Annotated in this window: 16 protein-coding genes; 12 read left to right on the top strand and 4 right to left on the bottom strand. The window is 58.4% G+C overall.

The window, feature by feature from the left end; translation table 11 throughout:
- Nucleotides 1-47: 47 nt before the first annotated feature.
- Complete coding sequence (locus tag EDY99_RS11475; protein WP_033643449.1) at nucleotides 48-1,631, top strand: ABC transporter substrate-binding protein; 1,584 nt, start codon at nucleotides 48-50, stop codon at nucleotides 1,629-1,631.
- Between the two features lie 62 nt (nucleotides 1,632-1,693).
- Here the strand turns inward: EDY99_RS11475 and EDY99_RS11470 are convergent, their stop codons facing one another.
- Entirely contained in the window at nucleotides 1,694-2,962 is a 1,269-nt protein-coding gene (locus EDY99_RS11470) for an EpsG family protein (protein WP_033643448.1), read from the bottom strand.
- A gap of 97 nt (nucleotides 2,963-3,059) precedes the next feature.
- Nucleotides 3,060-3,842: an A24 family peptidase gene (locus EDY99_RS11465; protein ID WP_123061768.1), complete on the bottom strand. Its 783-nt coding sequence runs from the start codon at nucleotides 3,840-3,842 to the stop codon at nucleotides 3,060-3,062.
- A 433-nt stretch (nucleotides 3,843-4,275) separates the two neighbouring features.
- On the opposite strand from EDY99_RS11465, the gene EDY99_RS11460 reads away from it, so the two are divergent.
- Nucleotides 4,276-5,787, top strand: a complete 1,512-nt coding sequence (locus EDY99_RS11460) for a YchO/YchP family invasin (protein ID WP_089191922.1) — start codon at nucleotides 4,276-4,278, stop codon at nucleotides 5,785-5,787.
- On the opposite strand, the gene narL is transcribed toward EDY99_RS11460, so the two are convergent.
- Together narL and narX are read right to left on the bottom strand one after the other, a co-directional pair.
- Nucleotides 5,784-6,434 (bottom strand): two-component system response regulator NarL, encoded by a 651-nt coding sequence (gene narL / locus EDY99_RS11455; RefSeq protein WP_033643446.1) that lies wholly within the window; start codon nucleotides 6,432-6,434, stop codon nucleotides 5,784-5,786. The genes EDY99_RS11460 and narL overlap by 4 nt on opposite strands.
- A gap of 10 nt (nucleotides 6,435-6,444) precedes the next feature.
- A complete protein-coding gene (gene narX, locus EDY99_RS11450; RefSeq protein WP_033643445.1) occupies nucleotides 6,445-8,229 on the bottom strand; it encodes a nitrate/nitrite two-component system sensor histidine kinase NarX in 1,785 nt (594 codons plus the stop codon).
- 351 nt (nucleotides 8,230-8,580) lie between these two features.
- Here narX and EDY99_RS11445 point away from each other — a divergent pair, with 351 nt between their 5' ends.
- The 10 genes from EDY99_RS11445 (at nucleotide 8,581) to EDY99_RS11400 (ending at nucleotide 21,617) form a co-directional block, all read left to right on the top strand.
- Nucleotides 8,581-9,975 carry a NarK family nitrate/nitrite MFS transporter gene (locus EDY99_RS11445; protein ID WP_033650893.1) on the top strand — a complete coding sequence of 465 codons (1,395 nt, stop codon included), beginning with the start codon at nucleotides 8,581-8,583 and terminating at the stop codon, nucleotides 9,973-9,975.
- A 771-nt stretch (nucleotides 9,976-10,746) separates the two neighbouring features.
- Entirely contained in the window at nucleotides 10,747-11,646 is a 900-nt protein-coding gene (locus tag EDY99_RS11440; RefSeq protein ID WP_089197162.1) for a transcriptional regulator, read from the top strand.
- Nucleotides 11,647-11,824: 178 nt separating this feature from the next.
- Nucleotides 11,825-12,787 carry an NAD(P)-dependent oxidoreductase gene (locus tag EDY99_RS11435; RefSeq protein ID WP_033643442.1) on the top strand — a complete coding sequence of 321 codons (963 nt, stop codon included), beginning with the start codon at nucleotides 11,825-11,827 and terminating at the stop codon, nucleotides 12,785-12,787.
- A 173-nt stretch (nucleotides 12,788-12,960) separates the two neighbouring features.
- Nucleotides 12,961-14,010, top strand: coding sequence for a UDP-N-acetylglucosamine--undecaprenyl-phosphate N-acetylglucosaminephosphotransferase (wecA, locus tag EDY99_RS11430; RefSeq protein ID WP_123061767.1), 1,050 nt, complete (start codon nucleotides 12,961-12,963; stop codon nucleotides 14,008-14,010).
- Between the two features lie 45 nt (nucleotides 14,011-14,055).
- The gene (locus EDY99_RS11425; protein ID WP_033650895.1) at nucleotides 14,056-15,189 is read left to right on the top strand and encodes a polysaccharide export protein; all 1,134 of its coding nucleotides are present in this window, start codon (nucleotides 14,056-14,058) and stop codon (nucleotides 15,187-15,189) included.
- 27 nt (nucleotides 15,190-15,216) lie between these two features.
- On the top strand, nucleotides 15,217-17,388 hold the full coding sequence (locus tag EDY99_RS11420) for a polysaccharide biosynthesis tyrosine autokinase (protein ID WP_033643439.1): 2,172 nt from the start codon (nucleotides 15,217-15,219) through the stop codon (nucleotides 17,386-17,388).
- Nucleotides 17,389-17,392: 4 nt separating this feature from the next.
- A complete protein-coding gene (locus tag EDY99_RS11415; RefSeq protein ID WP_123061766.1) occupies nucleotides 17,393-18,682 on the top strand; it encodes a flippase in 1,290 nt (429 codons plus the stop codon).
- A complete protein-coding gene (locus tag EDY99_RS11410) occupies nucleotides 18,672-19,520 on the top strand; it encodes an ATP-grasp fold amidoligase family protein (protein ID WP_033643436.1) in 849 nt (282 codons plus the stop codon). Before EDY99_RS11415 ends, EDY99_RS11410 begins: the two co-directional genes overlap by 11 nt.
- A gap of 134 nt (nucleotides 19,521-19,654) precedes the next feature.
- Nucleotides 19,655-20,560: a glycosyltransferase family A protein gene (locus EDY99_RS11405; protein ID WP_033643435.1), complete on the top strand. Its 906-nt coding sequence runs from the start codon at nucleotides 19,655-19,657 to the stop codon at nucleotides 20,558-20,560.
- Between the two features lies 1 nt (nucleotide 20,561).
- Nucleotides 20,562-21,617 carry a glycosyltransferase family 4 protein gene (locus EDY99_RS11400; protein ID WP_123061765.1) on the top strand — a complete coding sequence of 352 codons (1,056 nt, stop codon included), beginning with the start codon at nucleotides 20,562-20,564 and terminating at the stop codon, nucleotides 21,615-21,617.
- The last annotated feature ends 6 nt before the right edge of the window (nucleotides 21,618-21,623 follow it).

Here is a 21,623-nt window from a genome sequence, read left to right as displayed (position 1 = left end):
CTACACTCGAAAAACAACGCAACCGCGTGATTGTGGAGAGTGTATCGATGAAACGGTTAATCCCAACCTTATTGTATGGCGCGCTGGCGACCGCTTTCGGCGCGCAGGCCGCCACCCCGCCGGATACCTTGGTGGTGGTCAGTTCGCTCGAGGGCATCATCAGCCTCGATCCGGCGGAGAGCTTTGAAACCGTCAGCTCGGCCAATCTGGTCAATCTCTATCAGCGCCTGGTGGCGCCGGATCGCGGTGCGCCGCAAAAGTTGGTGCCGGACGCCGCCGCCCGTTGGCAAGCGGGCGCCGATGGGCGCAGCCTGATCTTTACCCTGAAGCCGCAACAACGTTTCGCTTCCGGTAATCCGCTGCGTCCCGAGGACGTGATTTACTCACTGGTGCGTGCGGTGAAGCTGAACAAGGCGCCGTCCTTTATTCTCGCTGAGTTTGGCTGGACGCCGGATAACGTCGAGCAGCAGCTAAAGAAGATCGGGGATAACCAGGTGCAGCTCAGTTGGTCGGCCAACATCGGCAGCGAGCTGGCGCTGCGGCTGCTGACGGCGAACGTGGCTTCGATCGTGGATGAGAAGCTGTTGAGCGAACACGCGCAGCAGGGGGACTTCGGGAACGCCTGGCTGCGCAACCATTCGGCCGGCGGCGGCCCGTATCGGGTGAATAACTATGTGCCGCATGAGGCACTGCTGTTTGGCCGCAACGATTACGCGCCGTCGCCGGCCCGGTTGAAAACGGTGTTATTCAAGAACGTCAGCGATGCCGGCACCCGCCGTTTACTGTTGCTGAAGGGGGATGCCGACGTGGCCTACGATCTGGGCGCTGACCAGTTCGACTCGCTGCGCAAAGCGCCGGGCGTGCGCATTGAGCAGGCCGATGCGCCCAAGGTGTATTACCTCGGTTTCAATACCGGCAGCAAAGACAACCCGGCGCTGGGCAATCCGGCGCTGTGGCAGGCCGCGCGCTGGTTGGTGGATTATCAGAGCATCGCCGAACGGTTGCTGAAAGGGCAATATCGCGTGCATCAGGCCTTCTTGCCGCAGGGCTTGGACGGTGCGCTCGACGAGCGGCCGTTTAAGCTCGATGTGGGCAAGGCCAAACAGATCCTGCGCGATGCCGGCATCGCCGAGGGCACAAGCATCAGCCTGATCGTCATCAACCAGCCGCCGTATACCGACATCGCGCAGGCGCTGCAGGCCAGCTTTGCGCAGGCTGGGCTACGGCTGGACATTCATCCGGTGGTGGAGAGCGATCTGTGGGGCAAGATGCGCGGCCGCGATTTCCAGGCGATCTTCACCTATTGGGGCGCCGACTATCTGGATCCGAACACCAACGCCAGCGCCTTTGCCTACAATGTGCCGGGCGGGCCGAAGACCCTGGCCTGGCGCACCCAGTGGAGCATTCCCGCCATCAGCGCGGAAACGCGTGCGGCGGCTGCGGAAGGCGACAGCGCAGCGCGCAGCGCACGTTACGCCGCGCTGCAACGGGAACTGCAGGCCAGTTCGCCTTATGTGCTGGCGCTGCAGGGGCAAACGCTGGTGGCATTACGGGACAATGTTGAAGATGCCCGGGTGGATATCGCCAACAGCATGCTGTATTTGGATCGGGTGAATAAAACGCAGCCGTGAACGAAAAATGCCCCCTCGCCGCCGAGAGGAGAGGGGGCCTGGCCGGTGTTAACGCGGCGAGCTCACCACGGCGTGCCGGCGAGATTCAGCTTATTGAGGATTGTCGGCAGGCTGTCGGTCACCAGCGCCTGCAGATCGCCGTACCAAAACTGCTGCACGCCGACCTGGTTGATATACAGATAGGACGCGATGCCCAGAGAGAAGCACAGCAACGTTAGCAGCACCCGGCTTACCGCGTCTTTCAGATTGCCGCATACCATCACCATAAAGATCAGCACGAAGATCATCATGTTGAATGAATAACGGTTGGCCACCTCTTCAAAGCTGATGGTGGCGAAGAACACCGCGCAGTTATAAAGGAACATCAGGCGCACGGCATAGGCGGCTTGTACAAACTGAGGCGATGGCGCGCGGAACTTGTAGCGGGCGAATTGATACAGCGCCTCCACCACGCCGACGTACAGCAGCGTGATTTGGATTTTGCGCACCGGGTTATTACCGAAGTCGCCGCTGACGTAGGCTTCGGCGCGCGAGGCCAGAAAGTCGTTGCCGACGACGGCAATCAGTTTAGGCATCAGCACCGCGCCGCCGAGGTAACAGGCGGCGAACAGCGCCAGCACCGGCAGGGTGCCCACGGTGCGCCAGCGCGCGGGCAGCAGCAGATAGGGCAGAAACAGGAAAGCGGAAAAATGGCTGAAGGACGCCATCACGATCCAGAGCAGCATGCGGCCGCGGTGCTGCTCCGACACGGCCAGCACCAGGAAAGAGAGCGCCAGCCCCTGCCGCAACAGGTTGCCGTACAGCCCCTGGAAATTGTACTGGCAGCAGAACAAAAACAGGATCACGGCAAAGTAAGTGCGCGACAGGCGGTAAACGCCCAGCGCCAGCAGCGAAAAGCTGATAAGGAAGAAGGCGGCGAATGCGCCATTACCGACGCCAAACCAGGTGGCAGTCAGTTTAAACAACAGGTGCGAGACAAAGTCGGTGCCGGAAAACTGCGCCAACCAGTCCATCAGGCCGTAGCCGCTGTACTGCTGCATCTCAAGGTAGTAGTTCACCTTGTCGTTCATCACCGGCTCGAGGTTCTTCGTCGCCAGCGGCACCGCGGATATCACGGTCAGCAGCAGGAAGGCGGTGAGATTCAGCACGCGATCGGGTTGCTGGCGCAGCAGCATAAAGGCGGCGATCAAGCCGCTGCAAATCACCAACGATAAATAGGGGGCGAACCAAACGCCTGTGATGGCGACGGCGCCCAGCAGCAGCCATTGCACGGAAGAATGCGCCTGTTCGCTGTCGGGAAGGGCGGCGAGTGGCCTGACCGGGTTTTGCATGGGATGCTCCATGGCGTGATCCAGCTGGGGAACATAACACCGGGGCCTAAAGGGACACAGTGAGTTTTGGTGAAATAGGCAAAATTTCACCGGGTTATCATCCCTTGCCGGCAGCGGAAAAATGGCCGTCGGCGAGGCTGGGTAAAAACGGTGCGAAACGCGCAGAACCGCGTTCTGCCTTGATTTCATGTGGGGTTGATGCTGTGAAATAAATGAAATACCACTGCGGGCCAGGTGAGACGGGACCGGTCAGCAGGCATAGCCAGCCGGCCGCCGCTAACCCGATACCGAACGGTTGCGGCGTTCGCCAGGCACGGCGGTTGTGCAGGCCACGCGCCAACGCGACGCCCAATCCGAACGCCGCCGCCAGAAAGACCAGCAGCGGCAACATTGTCCAGCCGAGCCAGGCGCCCAGCGCCGCCAGCAGTTTGAAATCGCCCTGGCCGATGCCGTTGCGCCGCCGCGTCAGCCGGTAGAGCGCATTGAGCAGGCATAACGCGCCGTAACCGGCGACGGCACCCAGCACGGCGTCTTCCAGCGGCGCCCAGCGAGCGTCAAGGTTGCATAGCAGCCCACCCCACAGCAGCGGCTGAGTCAGTCGATCCGGCAGCCACCGATGGCGCCAGTCCAGCCAGGCCAGGGCGATCAGGAGCGCCGCGGCCGGCACTAACCCCCATCGAGGCGCTGCAGCCAGGCTCAGAGGCAACGTCGCCAACGCCAGCCCAAGTGCCGTCAGCAGCGGCCCCTGAAGGCGCAACCTCTGTGGGCGACCGTTGACGCCCTCCACGCGTTCCAGCCACGTAATGAGCGCGAAGGCGATCAGGCCCGCCGACAGCAGCGCGGTGAAAAACAGCGCGTGCCACAGTAAAGAAAGCAACATCCGGACTCCGCCAGTCGTAGAACAGACGGCTAAAATAACGGCAAAATGCGTATTTCATCAGGGGAAAACGCGGTTGGTTGTGAGGAATGCGCAGGCGTTCGCATCGCCACGCTGCGTATTGCAGGGGTGTACACTGCCCTGCGCGGTGGCGCGCAGCCACGGGGTACTGTGCTTTTTATCGGCAAAATCGGCGCTAAAATGCGGTGAATTCACCTGGCGGCCGGAATGGATCGGTAAAGGGTACAAGTGACGACGTCACTGGGGAGCGATTGGGGTTTATCCTATTGTTTCTGCTCGTCAAGCCGTTAGGCTATGAGGACATAGGCGCCCCCGCCGGGCTGGGGGGCGTGAGGTTTTTCAGCGCTGTCGCGGGAATGGCGGCGGCAAAGCAGTGGGTTGGCGTGCTCCAGGAAGGAGGGAAGCCAACGGTGTCATGAAAGACGTCATTCAGGCAGTACTCATCAAGACTAAAAAACGATTCTGGCGCCGACGCCAGACGGCGTGGCTGGCCGGGCCGCTGGTGTGGCTGGCCGGCGCGGCGCCCGCGTGCGCCGAATCCCCACCGGCGCCGGACAGCGTTATCTCTTCCGAACAGGCCGGCGCAGATCCGGCGGCGAACTTGCCCGAACTGGGCGGTGCGCCCGACGACGCCGCGCGCGAGAAGCAGTGGGCCGAGATGGCCAAACAGCTCGGCGAAAAAGATCTGAACAACGTTTCACGTCAGCAGATGCGCAGCCGCGCTGAAGACTATTTGCTGGGCCAGGCGACCGGCGCGCTGCAGCAACAGGCGCAAGAACTGCTGTCTCCGTTGGGAACTGCCCGGCTGTCGCTGAAGATGAACGGCGAGGGCGATTTTACCGGCAGCAACGGCCAGCTCTTCAGCCCGTTGTACGACGTCGACGGGTTGTTGACCTACAGCCAAATCGGCTGGCTGCAGCAAAGCGCCGGGGCGCTCGGCAATGTCGCGCTGGGGCAACGCTGGATCGCCGGTGACTGGCTGCTGGGTTACAACACGGCGCTCGACAGCGATTTCGCCCGGCAGCGCAATCGCGGCAGCGTGGGGGCGGAAGCCTGGGGGGACTACCTGCGTTTCTCCACCAACTATTACTATCCGCTGTCGGCGCTGTCGCAACAGCCCGGCGATGGGGTATTTTTCAGCCGTCCGGCGCGCGGTTACGACATCACGACGCAGGGCTATTTGCCGTTCTATCGCCAAATCGGCGGTTCGCTCAGCTATGAACAGTACCTGGGCGAGAATGTCGATCTGTTCGGCAGCGGCAAGAAACAGAACGATCCGCGCGCGATGCAGCTGGGGCTCAACTATACCCCGGTGCCGCTGGTGACGATGAAGGCGTTGCATAAGATTGGTGCGGGCGGGCAGAGCCAGGATCAGGTGGAATTGGCGCTGAGCTACCGGCTCGGGGTGCCGCTGGTCAAGCAGATTTCGCCGGAGTATGTGGCGCAGGCCAAGTCGCTACGCGGCAGCCGCTACGATCCTGTCGAACGTAAAAACGTGCCGGTGCTGGAGTTCCGCCAGCGCAAGACGCTGCAGGTGTTCCTGGCCACGCCGCCGTGGAGCCTGCAGGCGGGGGAAACCGTGCCGCTGGTGTTGGAAATCAAGGCGTTGCACGGGATTTCTCACGTCAGCTGGCAGGGGGATACGCAGGCGCTGAGCCTGACACCGCCGCACAATGCCAACGACCCGCAGGGCTGGACGGCGATCGTGCCGCCGTGGGATGACGCCCCGGGCGCCGCCAACAGCTATCGGCTGTCGGTCACGCTGGAGGACGACAAACAGCAGCGCGTGACGTCCAACTGGATAGAACTGAAAGTGGCGCCGCCGCTGACGGCGACCGCCGGTGATGAAGCGGATCAGCCGCCGATCCAAACCCTGACGCCGCCGCCGATCCCGGCGCAAACCGGGCCGCTGTACGGCGACGATTAACCGTTTTTACCCTGCAACACCCACACGGCGGCCTCGACGCGGGATTTCAGCTTCATCTTTTTCAGCAGGTGTTTGACGTGTACCTTGACGGTGCTTTCCGTGATGGTCAGGCGGCGGGCGATCAGCTTGTTCGGCAGCCCCTGGGCGATCAGCTTCAGGATATCCCGTTCGCGCGGCGTCAGTTGCTGAATATCGCGCTCGGCGCTCGGGCGGTTTTCCCGCAGGCTGGCGGCGAGGATCGGCGTCAGCGTTTCGCTGAGCACCATCTGCCCGGCCGCCGCCTGATGCAGCGCCTTAAGCAGATCCTCCGGCTCCATGTCTTTCAGCAGATAGCCATCGGCGCCCCGCTTGAGCGCGCTGACGACGTCGTCTTCATGGTTGGATACGCTGAACACCACGATGCGCCCCGACAGGTCGGTCTGGCGCAGGCGATCCAGCGTTTCCAGCCCGTTGATGCCGGGCATGTTCAGGTCGAGCAGGATCAGATCCGGATCGTGCTGCTCCGCCAGCGCGACCCCTTGTTCACCGTTGCTGGCCTCGGCGATGACCTGCAGGCGAGCGTCCATGCCGATCAGCTGTTTTACGCCGTTGCGCAGCATGGGGTGGTCGTCGATCAGTAAGATGGTGGCGGCGGTTTCTGTCGTCATGGTGTCTCCGTTAGTCGATGGCGTGGTTATCCGGCGTGAAGCTGACCCGCACCTCGGTGCCGCCGCCGCTGCGCGGTAAAATGTCGCAGCGGCCGTGCAGGCTCTTGGCGCGATCGCGCATGATGATCAAGCCGTAATGGTCGGGGCGAGAGGTCTCGGCCGGCAGGCCGCGTCCGTTGTCGCATACGCTCAGGGTCACTTCGCCGCGTTTATTGATGACCTGAATGCTTACCTCGCTGGCGGCGGCATGCTTAAGGATGTTGCTGAGCGCCTCGCGGGCGATCTGCAGCAGGTGTATGGCCTGATAGGCCGGCACCGTGCGCGGCCCCAGCTGATAATCGAGGCTGATGGTCAGGCCCAGTTTGGGGTTGAACTCCGCCACCGTCGATTGCAGCGCCGCCAGCAGACCCGGTTCGGTCAACTGCAGACGGAAGGTGGTCAGCAGTTCGCGCAGTTGGCGATAGGCGCCGTTCAGCTCTTCACGCATCTGTTGCACCAGCGCCTGGCTGGCGGCAGAGAGCGTTTCCCCCTGCATCTGCAGACAGGCGATCTGCATTTTCAGGCAGGAGAGCGATTGGGCGATGGAGTCGTGCAGCTCGCGGGCGATCGCCGCCCGCTCCTCCATCAGCATCAACTGCTGCTGGTGGTCGACCTGACGTTCGATGGCCAGCACGCTGGTCAGCTGTTCCACCAGGGTATTGATCAGTTGGCGATGTTCATCGTTCAGCGGTTGCTGCGGCGCATGTTGCGCCACGATCACGCCGTAGTCGCCGAGCTTGTCGCTCAGGCTCCAGCTCAGCGACGGATTGTTGGGATACTGGCGGTCGCTGTCGTTCAGGCAGGCGCTGCACACCGGGTTATGGCAATGCTCCGGCCTTAGCGGTTGGTTGCCGCTCAGCTGCAGCAGCGGTTCCCGGCTGTCGTTTTCATACAGCCGCACCTGAATGGCGCGCAGCGGCGTCAGGGTTTGCAATTGGTTGAGCAGCGGCGTCAGGCGACTGCACAGCGGCTCGCTGGCGTGCAGCTGGCGGCTGGCGCGATAGAGGAAGCTCAGCACCTGATTTTTCTGCTGCAGGTCGGCGGTCTTCTCGGCCACGCGCTGCTCCAGCCCGCTGTAGGTGGCCGACAGCTCGTCGGACATGGTGTTCAACGCGCCGCCGAGCGACGCCATTTCATCCTGATGGCCGCGCTGCGCAAAGCGGCGGCTAAAATCACCGCGGCCTACCGCCAGGGCCATCTCCACCAGTTGCCGCCAGGGATGCAGCAACCGGCGCCGCAGGTAGCAGGTGGTGCCGATCAACAGCAGCAGCGTCAGCGCAATAAAGCCGGCCTGCACCAGCGTCACCATCAGCAGGCGGCGTTCGGTTTGCCTGTCGATATCCGACACCAGCTTATCCAACAACCGCACGAAGTGCGCGACCTGGGGCGCGGCGTCGGCCGGCTGCTGCGCGCTGCGCAGGCGAGGTTGCAGCGTCTGTTGCCAATAGTCGCGCAGGGCGTTGAAAGGCTGCGTCAACCCTTCCTGCTCCACCGAACGCTGCAGGTCGGGGCTGTTTTCGTCGCGCTCCAGTTCCCGGATCAGCGCTTCGTGCCGTTCATCCAGCGGCACCTGCGCCAGCAGCCGGTAGCTTTGCATGCGCAGCGAGCCGGCCTTGTTGATGGCGTGCGCGTTGCCCTGAATGCTTTGCGACATCCAGGCGGAAATCCCCATGCCGGCCACGCCCAGCATGCCCGACAGCAACATCAGCAGGGCGACCTGATTCACGATCGAAAGCGGGGCCAACAGGCGTTTCATAAGTGCGGATTCCTGGCGTTTGGCGCCGCTGAAGCTCAGGGGCGAAGGCGGCGATGGGACTAAACAAGTCACGATTCAGCCGTATTTTTGATTATCCCTGCGCATAACCCCATACCTCGAATGAAGTACCCATTAGTTTCCAGGGGCGCGTCGAGACGGCAAGAAAACGAAAGTGATAGTGATTAGTTGATTGATTTAAATAGATTTAATTTTTGGTTAGGGCGTACCCCTAAGGGGATGAAGGCGCTATTTCCGCCGCCAACTACTTGCATGCGGGTTGATATACATCAACTTTGCCGCCGGGGCCGCCCCCTAGGGTGTGCGGAATGATCCCCCGTGTCTGAGGTTTTTATGTCGCAACTTGCAACGCCTTCATCAAAGAAAACCGGTGCGCTGATTCAGGACTGGCGCCCTGAAGACAGCGCTTTTTGGCAGCAGCGTGGCCAGCGCATCGCCACCCGCAACCTGTGGATTTCCATTCCCTGTCTGCTGCTGGCCTTCTGCGTCTGGATGCTGTTCAGCGCCGTCGCGGTCAACCTGAACAAGGTCGGCTTCAATTTTACCACTGACCAGCTGTTTCTCCTGACGGCGCTGCCGTCGGTCTCGGGCGCCATTTTGCGCGTACCGTATTCCTTCGTGATCCCGCTGTTTGGCGGCCGTCGCTGGACCGCCATCAGCACCTGTTTCCTGCTGGTGCCCTGCCTGTGGCTCGGGTTTGCGGTGCAGGACAGCAGTACGCCGTACAGCGTGTTCGTCATTATTTCCCTGCTGTGCGGTTTCGCCGGCGCCAACTTTGCCTCCAGCATGGCCAACATCAGCTTCTTCTTCCCGAAAGCGCGTCAGGGCGGGGCGTTGGGGCTCAACGGCGGGTTGGGCAATCTGGGCGTCAGCGTCATGCAGCTGGTCGCGCCGCTGGCGATTTCCTTCAGCCTGTTCGGCCTGTTTGGCGGCACGGCGCAAAACCAGGTGGAGGGAGGCCAGCTGTGGCTGGAAAACGCCGCCTGGATCTGGGTGCCGTTCCTGCTGGTCGGCACGTTGGCGGCCTGGTTCGGCATGAACGATCTGGCGGCGGCCAAGGCATCGCTGCGTCAGCAACTGCCGGTGCTCAAGCGTGGGCATCTGTGGATGCTGAGCCTGCTGTATCTCGCGACCTTTGGCTCTTTCATCGGTTTCTCCGCCGGCTTCGCCATGCTGTCGAAGACGCAGTTCCCCGACGTAGTGATCTTGCATTACGCGTTTTTCGGGCCGTTCCTGGGGGCGCTGGCGCGGCCGGTCGGCGGCGCGTTGTCTGACCGTTTCGGCGGTGTGCGGGTGACGTTGATCAACTTTGTGGTCATGGCCGTTTTTGCCGCGCTGTTGTTCCTGACCTTGCCGAGTGCGGGCGAGGGCGGGTCGTTCATCGCCTTCTACGGCATCTTTATGGTGCTGTTCCTCACGGCGGGGCTGGGCAGCGGATCGACTTTCCAAATGATCGCCGTTATTTTCCGCAAAATCACCGTCGATCGCGTTAAAGCGGCCGGCGGCAGCGATGAAAGCGCGCAGCGTGAGGCGGTAACCGATTCCGCCGCCGCGTTGGGCTTTATCTCGGCGATTGGCGCCGCCGGCGGCTTCTTCATTCCGCAGGCCTTTGGCACCTCACTGGCGCTGACCGGTTCACCTGCGGGCGCGATGAAAGTGTTCCTGGTATTTTACATTTTGTGCGTCGTGATCACCTGGGCGGTGTATGGCCGCAAGAAAAAAGCCTGAGTGTCAAACGACTTTCTCTATCCCTCCCGACAGGGGAGGGATATTTCGTTCATACCGAAACTTCTCTCTTCTCCTCCTCAGTGAAATTTTCTGCCTTTAGGTAAAATTCTCACCCCCGCTTGCCGTTTTTTTCTTTTTTTATAGTTATATCTCTCAATGTATGAATCCTTTCTCACAAAAGGTTTATATTATTCACGCGGTTTTTTCGTTTTGTTGAGCGTGTTCTTACTATTAAACAATTAATGCTTTTTCCTGCGTTTAAATGAAATTGCTTAGGAGAATACCTAATTGATGTGCGTATTATAAAATCAGCAATAGGGTTTTGTCTTAGATGCTGCGCCCGTTGGATGGAATGAACGCCGGAGTTAAATCAGATAACTCTCATTCTGTTTTTTCCGTCTTTTTGTAGTCTATCTGACGTTCAGATTAGGTGGAAAAACAGAATGAATTCAGGGCGAAGAATGAAATTTCACAATTTCATTCGATTAACAATCAAGCAACGCCGTTAGTTTTTTCTTTCTAAATCAAAGAGGTGCTAGTTTGAATTTTACGGTAGCCAGGAAAGAAATCCATGTTACCAACAGGGAAATAGAGTCGTTTGGATAAACGGAACATCCTGAATCAGGCTTAATGTAAAAAATGAAATCAGAAAATTTTTATAAAAGCCAATATCCGATGAATGCAACCTGTTGAGTTTACATTTAATTTCTTGAACATTTTTTGATATTTCTATACAAAGTGTGCAGGACAGGCACGCTAAGGAAATTAAAAGTGAATCTTGATAAAAGAATAAAGATTAGGAATCTCGATGTTCTGACTCCTGCCGGGGAGAAATTCCGTCTGCGTTGGAAGGAGTATCAAATTCTTTCGCTGCTTGTCGCCAGATCCCCCGAGCTGGTTACCCGAACGGAAATTATAGAAAATATCTGGAAAGGAACCTATTGTTCAGATTCAACGATAAATCAAACAATTAAATCCATTCGTCAGAAAATTAGCGATTCGGAACACACGCTTATCAGAACCATTCCACGCTTGGGTTACAAGGTGGAAAATCAAGCGGCTTTTCACTTTATATCTGAAGATGAAGACTACGCCGATGATGATATATTAAACGGTAACGATGATATTGACGTTGATATTCAAGCGGAACTTTCTGAAAGTGAAAATGAATCGCCTGTAGCCAACGACGAGAAAATAGTTAAGCCGCGTAAATCGACCCTCGTTTCTGCGCCTGTTGCGGCGATGGATTCCTCTCAAGATCCGGCGCATGAAAAAAAGTCGCTATCCGTGCGCCGCTTTTTCAGCATGCCTGCCAGTCGCGTGGTGAAATACCTGACGGTGTTCGCCTCGTTACTGGTTATTTCACATTTTTCATATGTCCTGGGCAACCAAACCCGTCCGCCGGTGATCAATGATATTCAGAACAACACGCGCGTGGTGTTGACGCTGACGCTGAATAATCCCCATACCAACAGCCCGCAAACGCTGTTCTGTCTGTACCAGGGAGAGAACATGGATCAGGCCACCATCGAATGTGTCGATCCTAAACAAGGCCAGCTGAAATTGCCGGTAAAATATGAGACCTCTTCCTCCACCGGTAAAGGTCGGATTAATCTCATATTGCCGAATAAAACCTTGCAATATCAAGTTGCTTACGATGTTAAAAATTAGCGCTGAATGAGGTTTTATCTATAGCGATAATTTTACATTTGATGAAATCTTTTATTTCATTATTTGTTATTTGAAAGCCAGGTTCGATTTGTCCAGTCTGGAACTCATTACCTAACGCGTATTAGCGCCTGTCCCAATCGGGTGACGGGAATAATGAGAACCTGCTGAGTGACAAATTATGGATAAGCGTAAAGTAGCTATTATCGGGGGTTCCGGTTTTATCGGAACACGCCTGGCGAAACGTCTCAGTAAGCGCGATGATCTGACATTGGTCATCGTCGATAAGCAACCCAGTGCACATTTTCCATCCCTTTATCAGTATGGCGATGTGACTCAACCTCAGACTTTGCAAGAACCGCTGGCGGGCTGTGACGCCATCATTAATCTGGCGGCGGAGCATCAGGACAATGTCGATCCCATTTCGCTCTATTATCAGGTCAATGTCGAAGGCGCACGTCATGTCTGCATGACCGCCTCTGCATTGAATATCCGCCAAATCATTTTCACCTCCTCGGTCGCCGTTTACGGGTTCGTCAAGCAGGAAACCGGCGAAGAAGGGCGTTTCGAACCTTTCAACCATTACGGCAAGTCCAAGCTCGAGGCGGAATATGTTTATGAGGCCTGGCGCAAGGCAGACGCCGCAAATAAATTGACCATCATCCGTCCGACGGTGGTGTTCGGCGAAGGCAACCGCGGCAACGTGTATAACCTGTTCCGCCAGATCGCCAGCGGCCGTTTCGTGATGATTGGCAGCGGCAATAATATGAAGTCGATGGCTTACGTCGAGAATATTGCTGCACGGCTGGAGCATGCGTTGGATCAGCAGTCCAGTTATCAGGTCAGTAACTATGTCGATAAACCGGACTTTACGATGAATCAGCTGGTCGACGTTATTTCCTCTTCATTGGGCAGGGAAAATAAGACGATTCGCATTCCTTACGCCTTGGGAATATGCGGCGCAACCGCATTGGATGTCGTGAGTAAAATAAGTCGCAAGAAATTTCCAATCAGTCGCGTCAGAGTGCAGAAATTCTGCGCCAGAACGCAATTTAAAAGCAATGTGCAGAATAATTTCGTGGCGCCGGTCGAACTTGATTCGGCAATCGAAAGAACCATTAAACATGAGTTTTCTGATAGATAACTTAATCGCACGCTGACGTTATTTCGATATTTTCGCTGACAAGCGGATAAATCTGCATTTTCAGGATTAGCGCATGCTGACTTATATCCTGGCCGGATCAATTTTGTTTTTGTTAATAGCGCATTGGGAGCTGTAACTCAAGGGCGGTAGCGTGCTTATTCGCTGGAGGAACGATGTTATATCAACTGAGCGTGATATTTGTGCTGGCGGTGGCGTGGGTGCTTATTGCCCGCCGCGCCGCCTTGGTGGTGGGGTTAGTGGATAAGCCCAATGCGCGCAAGCAACATCTGGGGCACATTCCGCTGGTCGGCGGCATCGCCGTGTACCTGACGCTGATGCTGATGACGCTGTGGCAACCCGCCTGGCTGCCCGAAAGCACGATCTACCTGCTGTGCATAACGGCGCTGGTGGTGTTGGGCGTGCTGGATGACCGCTTTGATCTGCCCGTGGCGCCGCGCGTCATGGTGCAGGGAGGGATCGCGCTGGCGATGATGCTGGCGGCAGGGATGCAACTCTCCTCGCTGGGTTATGTCTGGGGGCATCAGGAAGTGATGCTCGGCTATGGCGCGTTGCTGCTCACGCCGCTGGCGGTATGGGGAGCGATCAATGCCTACAACATGGTGGATGGCATCGACGGACAGTTGGGCGCTTTGTCCTGCGTCACCTTCGTCGCGCTGGCCATCGTGTTCGGGCTGGGCGGCCGGGAAGACCTGGCGCTGTGGTGTCTGGGCCTGATCGCCGCTCTGGCGGCTTATCTGCTGTTCAACCTGAGTCTGTTCGGTGCGCGTAGCAAGATCTTTATGGGGGATGCCGGCAGCATGGTGATTGGCTTCAGCGTGCTGTGGCTGGTGTTGCTGGCGACCCAGGGACCGCAGGCGGTGATGCGCCCGGTGACCGCGCTGTGGCTGATCGCCATTCCTCTGATGGACATGGTGACGGTGATGGTGCGCCGCCTGCTGCGCCGCCAAAGCCCATTCAAAGCGGGGCGCGATCATTTGCACCATATTCTGATGCGTCGCGGACTGAATGCGCGCCAGGCGCTGGCGATGAGCACCATGCTGGCGGTGACGCTGGCCTGCATCGGCATCTGCAGCGAAGTGCTGAAACTGCAAGAGAGTTTGATGCTGGTGGCGTTTCTACTCTGTTTTTGCGGCTATTTCGTCCTGTTGCGCGAGCCGCGTCAGGCGACGGTGTTCAGCGATAATCCGACCGTCGGCCGTTAATCCCCTCACGGGCTGCGGCGGCAGCCCGTTTATCACGGTACTTCCATGAATTTTCATTTGCCTCTTTTGATGCCGTTGGCCTTTACCTCCGCGCTGTTGAGCGGGTGTACGGTGATTCCCGGCTCACATTTACCTACCAGCGGAAAAGCCGTCGTCGTGCAGCAAGACGACGGTTTTGATTTGAATAACCAGGTGCAGGTCTACCGCATGTCGCCGATGTTGCTGCAGAAAATGCGGCGCGTAGAACCGGTCGCCCGGCCGAACCCGGCGCTGGATCAGCGGCTGCAGAACTATCAATACCGTATCGGCGTCGGCGACGTGTTGAACGTCACCGTCTGGGATCACCCTGAGCTGACTACGCCGGCCGGGCAGTACCGCAGCGCCAGCGACACCGGTAACTGGGTCCATGCCGATGGCACGATTTTTTATCCCTATATCGGGCGAGTGGCGGTGGTGGGCAAAACCGTCACCGAAGTGCGCAGCCTGATCGCCGGCCGTCTGGCGCAGTATGTGGAAAGCCCGCAGGTGGATGTCAGCATCGCCGCTTTCCGTTCGCAGAAGGCTTATGTGACCGGTGAGGTGAAAACCTCCGGCCAGCAGGCGATCACCAACGTGCCGCTGACCATCCTGGATGCGATCAACGCCGCCGGCGGCCTGACGGAGAACGCCGACTGGCGCAACGTGGTGCTGACCCATCAGGGCAAGGATCGGGCCATCTCGCTGCAGGCGCTGATGCAGCGCGGCGACATCAGTCAGAACGCGTTGCTGCAGCCGGGTGACATCCTTTACGTCCCGCGCAATGACGAACTGAAAGTGTTCGTGATGGGCGAAGTGGGCAAGCAAGCGACGCTGAAGATGGATCGCAGCGGCATGACGTTGACCGAGGCCCTCGGCTCTTCCGAAGGGATCAGCCAGACGGTCGCGGATGCGACCGGGGTATTCGTGATCCGGCCGAGCGGCGGCAAAACGCCGCAGCGGCTGGCGACGCTGTATCAGTTCGATCTTTCCGACGCCAGCGCGCTGGCGATGGGCGCTGAATTTCAGCTGCAACCTTACGACGTCGTGTACGTCACTGCGGCGCCGGTCGCGCGCTGGAACCGTTTGATCAGCCAGCTGGTGCCGACCATCAGCAGCTTTAACGATCTCAGCGAGGCTACCTTGCGCGTGCGCAACTGGTAAATCCGCAGGATGAATAAGGAACAGAAGATGAAGAACAATGCGCTGTCCGTGATGGTGGCCGAACAAGATGAAAAGCTGGAGTGGGAGCGTCTGGTAGGGCCGCTTTGGGATAACCGCTGGCGGATCGCCGTCGTAACCGGCGTGGCCGGCGCGCTGGGCGTCGCCTATGCCCTGTTGGCGACCCCGGTGTATCAGGCCACGGCGGTGGTGCAGGTGGAGAAACAGCTGTCCGGCGACTCGCTGCTGCGCGAAACGCTGGACAGCTCGATGGGGCAGAATTCGGCGACGCAGGATGAAGTGACGCTGGCCAAGTCGCGCTACGTGCTCGGCAAAACGGTGGATGCCCTTGGCCTGACGGTGCGCGTCGAGCCGGACTATTTCCCGGTATTCGGTAAAGGTTTTGCCCGACTGAGCGGCGAAAAGGCGCCGGTGCTGGATATCGCCACGTTAACGACGCCGCCGGAAATGGAGGGCGAAGCGCTGACGCTGACGGTGCGCGATGGGCAGCATTACGAGCTGAGCCATGACGGCGCCAAACTGTTCAGCGGCGCGGTCGGGCAGCCGGTGGCGCAGGGCGGATGGAACATGGCCGTCTCGGCACTGGACGCGGCGCCGGGCGCCAGCTTCACGGTGGTCAAAGTCGCGCGCCAGAAAGCGGTGGACGATCTGCGCAAAAATCTTGACGTAGTGCCGGGCGGTAAAGACAGCGGCATCATGACCTTTACGCTGCCGAGCGAAGATCCGCAGCGCGCCGAGGCGGTGCTGAAGAACATCACCGACAACTACCTGCAGCAGAACGTGGATCGCAAAACGGAAGAGGCGCAGCGAATGCTGGCGTTCCTGCAAGAGCAACTGCCGCAAACGCAAACCTCGCTCAACAACGCCGAAACCCAGCTCAATCAGTTCCGTCAGCAAAACGACTCGGTGGATCTGTCGCTGGAAGCCAAATCGGTGTTGGACACGCAGGTGCAGCTCGAAGCGCAGCTCAATGAACTGACCTTCAAGGAAGCGGAGATCTCCAAGCTCTATACCCGCGCGCACCCGGCTTACCGGGCGCTGCTGGAAAAGCGCGCCACGCTGGAAGCGGAAAAGGCGCGGCTGGGCAAACAGGTGCAGACGCTGCCGAAAATGCAGCAGGAGATCCTGCGTCTCACCCGAGACGTGCAGGTGGATCAGCAGGTTTACATGCAGCTGATGAACAAGCAGCAGGAGCTGAGCATCAGCAAGGCCGGCACGGTAGGCAACGTGCGCATCATCGATGAAGCGGAAACCGCCATTCGGCCGATCCAGCCGCAAAAGATGCTGATCGTGCTGTTGGCGCTGCTGCTGGGCGCCGGGGGCGCCGCCGCGGTGGTGCTGTTGCGCGCGGCCTTCCACCGCGGCATCAATGATATCGATACGCTGGAGAAACGGGGCATCAACGTCTACGCCACCGTGCCGCTGTCGCCGTGGCAGGTGAAGCGCAACCGCGAGCAGCGTCATCTGTTGCCCAAATCCGGCGGCCGGCGCCTGCCGATCCTGGCGGTGGCCGAGCCGACGGATCTGTCGGTGGAGGCAATCCGCAGCCTGCGCACCAGCCTGCATTTCGCCATGCTGGAAGCCAAAAACAATATTCTGATGGTCTCCGGCGCCAGCCCGGAAAGCGGCAAGAGCTTCACCAGCACCAACCTGGCGGTGGTAGTGGCGCAGGCCGGGCAGCGGGTGTTGCTGATCGACGCGGATATGCGCAAAGGCTTTCTGCATCGCTGGCTGGCCGAGGATGGACATCGCGGTTTGTCCGACATGCTGGTGGGCGACGTGATGGCGGAACAGGCGGTGCGAAAAACCGCCATCGCCAACCTGGACTTCGTGCCGCGCGGCCAGGTGCCGCCGAATCCGTCCGAACTGCTGATGCATCGCCGCTTCGCTGACTTCCTGCGCTGGGCCGGGCAACACTACGATCTGGTGCTGATCGATACGCCGCCGATTCTGGCGGTGACGGATGCGGCGATCGTCGGTCATCACGCCGGCACCTCGCTGCTGGTGGTGCGTTTTGAAGTGAACACCGTCAAGCAGATCGAAACCAGCATGCGCCGTTTCGAACAGAATGGGGTGGCGATCAAAGGCGTGATCCTCAACGGCATGGTGAAAAAATCCGCCGCCGATGCGGGTTACTACGCCTTTGCCTATCCGAGCCATCAGGAAGAAAAGGTGCCGTAAGCGCATGAAAGCGATGCTGATGAACTCTTTGTGGCTAATGCTGGAGCGGGTATCGCTGAGTCTGTCGGGGATTTTCGTTTCGGTGTACGTCGCGCGCTATCTCGGGCCGGCGCAATACGGTTTGATTAACTACTTGCTGTCGGTGATCGCCATCGCCGTGCCGCTGGTGCAGCTGGGGGCGGACGCGGTGCTGTTCAACCGCGTCGCCAAACGGCGCCGGAGCGGCATGCGGCTGATGCTGGCTTCGATGCGCATCCGCCGCCAGCTGTTTGCGCTGATCGCGCTGCCGCTGATGGCCTGGACGCTGTTGACGCAGGATCGCACCAACCAAATCATGATGCTGCTGATGTTGATCAGCGCGTATTTCTCCGTGCAGGACGTCTACAAAATCTATTACGACGCGCTGCTGAAGTCGAAGTTGAACACGTTGATCAACAACGTCGCGCTGTTGCTGTTGATCGTGATGCGGCTCGGCCTGGTGTACGCGCAATTGCCGCTGGTGTGGTTTGCGCTGCCCTATGTGCTGAGCAGCCTGCTGCCTTATGCGGTGCGCTGGGTGCTGTTCCGTCGCGAGCAGGCGCAGATGCCGGCGATCAGCGGCAGACACAAACGGCGCTACGGCCGCTACCTGTTCAGCGTCGGCTTGCCGCTGGCGATCTCCAGCCTGTCGATCGTCATTTATACGCGCATCGATCAGATCATGCTGGGCAACTATTTGGGAGAACACAGCGTCGGGCTTTACAGCGCCGCCATCACGCTGAGCCAGGGGTGGGTATTCGTGCCCATCGCGCTGATCATGTCGATGATGCCAGGCGTGGCGAATGCCGGTTCGGAGCAGGAACAAGAGGCGCGCATTCGCCAGCTGTATCTGATGGTGCTGGTGCTTTCGATGCCGGTGATAGCGGTGCTGTCGCTGTTTCCGCAGCAGATAGTCGCGCTGATGTTCGGCGAAAGTTACCGGCAAACGGCGACCATTTTGGCGCTGTGCTCGGTGACGTCGCTGTTCTCGGTGATGGGAACGGTGTCTTACCGCGCCATCGTGCTGTTCAGCGGCTATCGATTCATCGCCATCAAAATGCCGCTGGCGGCGTTGGCCAACGTGGTGATGAATTTCATCCTGATCCCGCGCTACGGGATCATGGGCGCGGCGATATCGACGTTGATCACGGAGTTTATTTCATTCTTTGTGCTCAACAGCTTTTTCAGAGGAGGAAAAATTACGCGTTTGCAGGTGACTTGCTATCGGTGTTTTCCGCAATTAATAGGGAAGGTACGAGAAATATATGTTAAATAATCTGGTGAAAGGGTTATACCGACGTATGCCCGATGCAATATATCATCAGTTAAAATACGCAATGTTTTTCCGCAAGGTGCCGCATCTGGCTCATCCGGTGGGGTACAGCGAAAAACTGATGCGTAGGAAAGTTTATCCACTGGCGATATATACGCAGCTATCTGATAAATATCGGGTGAGAGAGTATATCGAACAGCTATGGGGTAAAGAGTATTTGATCGATCTTTACGCGCACGGCAACGAATTTACGGAAGAGATGTATCAGCAGCTGCCCGAGTCGTTTGTGATTAAAGCCAACCATGGCAGCGGATATAACAAGCTGGTATTTGATAAAAGCCAAACCGGTTATAACGAACTGCGGGTGTTGACCAACAGTTGGCTGCGGCAAAGTTTTTATCAGGTTTATCGCGAGCGGCATTATAAAGATATTCCACCTTGCATCATGGTGGAAAGAATGCTGATCGACGAAGGGCAAATACCGAACGACATCAAGATCCACTGTTTTAATCTTGACGGTGAGGTGCGCTTCTTTATTCAGATCGATTATCAGCGCTTTATCGATCATCGCCGCGATTTCTTTGATGCGGACTGGAACCGCACCGAGATCCGCATGGGCGTGCCGAACAGCGACGTGCCGATGTCGCGCCCCAGCGGGCTAAAGGAGATGCTGCGGCTGGCGCGCCAGGTGGCGGAACAATTCTCGTACGTACGCGTCGATTTTTATCAGGTGCAGGATCGCATTTATTTTGGCGAGCTGACTTTCACCCCGGGGGCCGGATTACAACGGCTGATGCCAGAAACGATTGAACAAGAATGGGGAGGGTATTTTCATACGTAGCTGAAACAGGCCGTTGGCTGCGCGTACTCGACCCGAGGCGGGGGGATAACCGGGCAGGGATATGCTGCGATAACAAACTTTTTCTCTGGCATCAGGCTGCACTCGCCAGTTGATAATAGCTTTTGAGGTATTAAATGGACTTATCAATTGTTATTCCCGCTTTTAATAATTCAAACCATCTCGCCGCCACGCTGGCGCGCATGACCCATTATTGCGCCGGTTTTGATTATGAAATTATCGTGGTCGATTATTCATCGGAAGCCGGTGAGTCGGAAAAGATACACGGACTGTTGGCGGCGAATCATCGCGCCAGGCTGCATGAAAGCCGGGTGCGCGGCAATATCGCCGTCGCCTGCAATATCGGTTTTCGCCTGGCGCGTTCTGAGGTGGTTTTTTTTCTGGAACCGGAAGATATGTTTGGCACCAATTATATCATCCGGCGCTTGAGACGGCATGAGGACACGCGGATCGATATCGTGTTCGGCAATTACACCACGGTCAACGACAAGAATGTGCGCAGCTACGTGTTTAATTATCAAGAGGGCGTGGCCGGGGAAGATTTCTTATTTATCGAGATGGGGGATATTCGCACCTCGACCATCAGCGTGCGCAAGAAACAAGACCGGCGGTTTTTATTTCCGGAGTTTTTGGCCCGTTACCAGGACTGGGGGTTTTTGGTCAACGCCACCAACCTGGGCGCCCGGGTGGTTCACGATCAGGGCGGTGGGGTGTTCATCCGCTGCGGCGACGAGGATCTGAACCGCTGCCGATTGAACATCGACGCCAGCGAACGCTTTATCGATACCTATCTGCAGGCCAGCGGCCGTTACATCAGCGGCTTTGCCTGTAAACACCTGCTGGCTTCGCTGTACAGCGAAGATCTGCAGGCTTTCAACTACTACTCATCGCGCATGGAGCGCCACACCCTGAGCGGCAAATTCAAGGCGATCAAGCTGTATGGCGACTGTCTGGCCAGGCTGGGACTGTTTCCATTGGGGGGGAGGCTGCTGCGCACGGCCCGCGAGGGATTACGGAGGTGACATGCAACCGCGGAAAATTGCAATTGTAATCGAAGACATCGGCGGCAAAGGCGGCACCGAACGGGTGGCCAGCAGCCTGGCCAATGCGCTGACCACCCGCTTCGGCCACCAGGTCGAACTGATATCCATCTGCGGGGATCGGGCGTTCTATCCGCTGGAGCCGGCGGTGACGCTGCGCTTCATGCGCGGTAAGACGCTGCTCTGGCCGTGGCGCCTGGCGCTGTTCTTACGCCGCGGCCGCTATGACGCCATCATCACCGTCTCGATGGGGAAACTCTCGGTGATCATGGTGCCTTACCTGCGGCTGTTGTGTCCCGGCAGCCGCTTGGTGCTGAGTGAACATGTCAGTTTCCACCAGTATCCGTGGCCGATGAAGTGGCTGAAGGTGCTGATCTACCGGCTGGGCGATCGCACCGTGCTGCTGACGCAAAAAGATCTGGCGAATATCGGCCGCTGGGTGCCCGCCCGCAAATGTCGGGTGATTGAGAACGTGTCGCCGTTTCCGCTGAGGGCGCCGCATCCGGAACAGCAACAGCCGGTGGCGCTGGCGGTCGGCCGACTGTGCCACCAGAAAGGCTTCGACCGGCTGATCGCCGCCTGGCGGCAGGTGGCGCAGCAGGCGCCGGAGTGGCGGCTGCACATCGTCGGCGATGGCCCGGATCGGGCGGCGTTGCAACGGCAGATCGCCGATTACGGGCTCGACGATCGGGTGCAGCTGCTGCCGGCCACCGCCGATATCGCCGGGCATTACCGGCAGGCGAGCCTGTTGCTGATGACCTCTCGCTACGAAGGCCTGCCGATGGTGCTGATCGAAGCCATGAGCTTCGGCCTGCCGCTGGTGGCTTTCGACTGTCTGACCGGCCCGGCGGAGCTGATCGACGATCGCGAGAACGGTTATCTGGTGGCGGACGGCGACGTCGACACCTTCAGTCAGCGCGTCCTGGCGCTGCTCGGCGACGGCGAACTGCGTCGTCGCTTCTCCCACCGTGCGTTGGAAAAGGCGCAGCGGTTTGTGCCTGAACGTATTTACCCCCAGTGGCAAGAGCTCATCGTCTGAGGTAAT

This window comes from Serratia sp. LS-1, from assembly GCF_003719595.1.
Lineage (GTDB): Bacteria > Pseudomonadota > Gammaproteobacteria > Enterobacterales > Enterobacteriaceae > Serratia > Serratia ureilytica.
The sequence above is the reverse complement of the archived record's forward strand: the minus strand, read 5'-3'. Positions and strand labels throughout refer to the sequence as shown.

Bases quoted from the DNA above. Each gene is read 5' to 3' on its own strand.
- EDY99_RS11475 (WP_033643449.1), top strand. From the start codon at position 48: ATGAAACGGTTAATCCCAACCTTATTGTATGGCGCGCTGGCGACCGCT.
- EDY99_RS11470 (WP_033643448.1), bottom strand. From the start codon at position 2,962: ATGCAAAACCCGGTCAGGCCACTCGCCGCCCTTCCCGACAGCGAACAG.
- EDY99_RS11465 (WP_123061768.1), bottom strand. From the start codon at position 3,842: ATGTTGCTTTCTTTACTGTGGCACGCGCTGTTTTTCACCGCGCTGCTG.
- EDY99_RS11460 (WP_089191922.1), top strand. From the start codon at position 4,276: ATGAAAGACGTCATTCAGGCAGTACTCATCAAGACTAAAAAACGATTC.
- narL (WP_033643446.1), bottom strand. From the start codon at position 6,434: ATGACGACAGAAACCGCCGCCACCATCTTACTGATCGACGACCACCCC.
- narX (WP_033643445.1), bottom strand. From the start codon at position 8,229: ATGAAACGCCTGTTGGCCCCGCTTTCGATCGTGAATCAGGTCGCCCTG.
- EDY99_RS11445 (WP_033650893.1), top strand. From the start codon at position 8,581: ATGTCGCAACTTGCAACGCCTTCATCAAAGAAAACCGGTGCGCTGATT.
- EDY99_RS11435 (WP_033643442.1), top strand. From the start codon at position 11,825: ATGGATAAGCGTAAAGTAGCTATTATCGGGGGTTCCGGTTTTATCGGA.
- wecA (WP_123061767.1), top strand. From the start codon at position 12,961: ATGTTATATCAACTGAGCGTGATATTTGTGCTGGCGGTGGCGTGGGTG.
- EDY99_RS11425 (WP_033650895.1), top strand. From the start codon at position 14,056: ATGAATTTTCATTTGCCTCTTTTGATGCCGTTGGCCTTTACCTCCGCG.
- EDY99_RS11420 (WP_033643439.1), top strand. From the start codon at position 15,217: ATGAAGAACAATGCGCTGTCCGTGATGGTGGCCGAACAAGATGAAAAG.
- EDY99_RS11415 (WP_123061766.1), top strand. From the start codon at position 17,393: ATGAAAGCGATGCTGATGAACTCTTTGTGGCTAATGCTGGAGCGGGTA.
- EDY99_RS11410 (WP_033643436.1), top strand. From the start codon at position 18,672: ATGTTAAATAATCTGGTGAAAGGGTTATACCGACGTATGCCCGATGCA.
- EDY99_RS11405 (WP_033643435.1), top strand. From the start codon at position 19,655: ATGGACTTATCAATTGTTATTCCCGCTTTTAATAATTCAAACCATCTC.
- EDY99_RS11400 (WP_123061765.1), top strand. From the start codon at position 20,562: ATGCAACCGCGGAAAATTGCAATTGTAATCGAAGACATCGGCGGCAAA.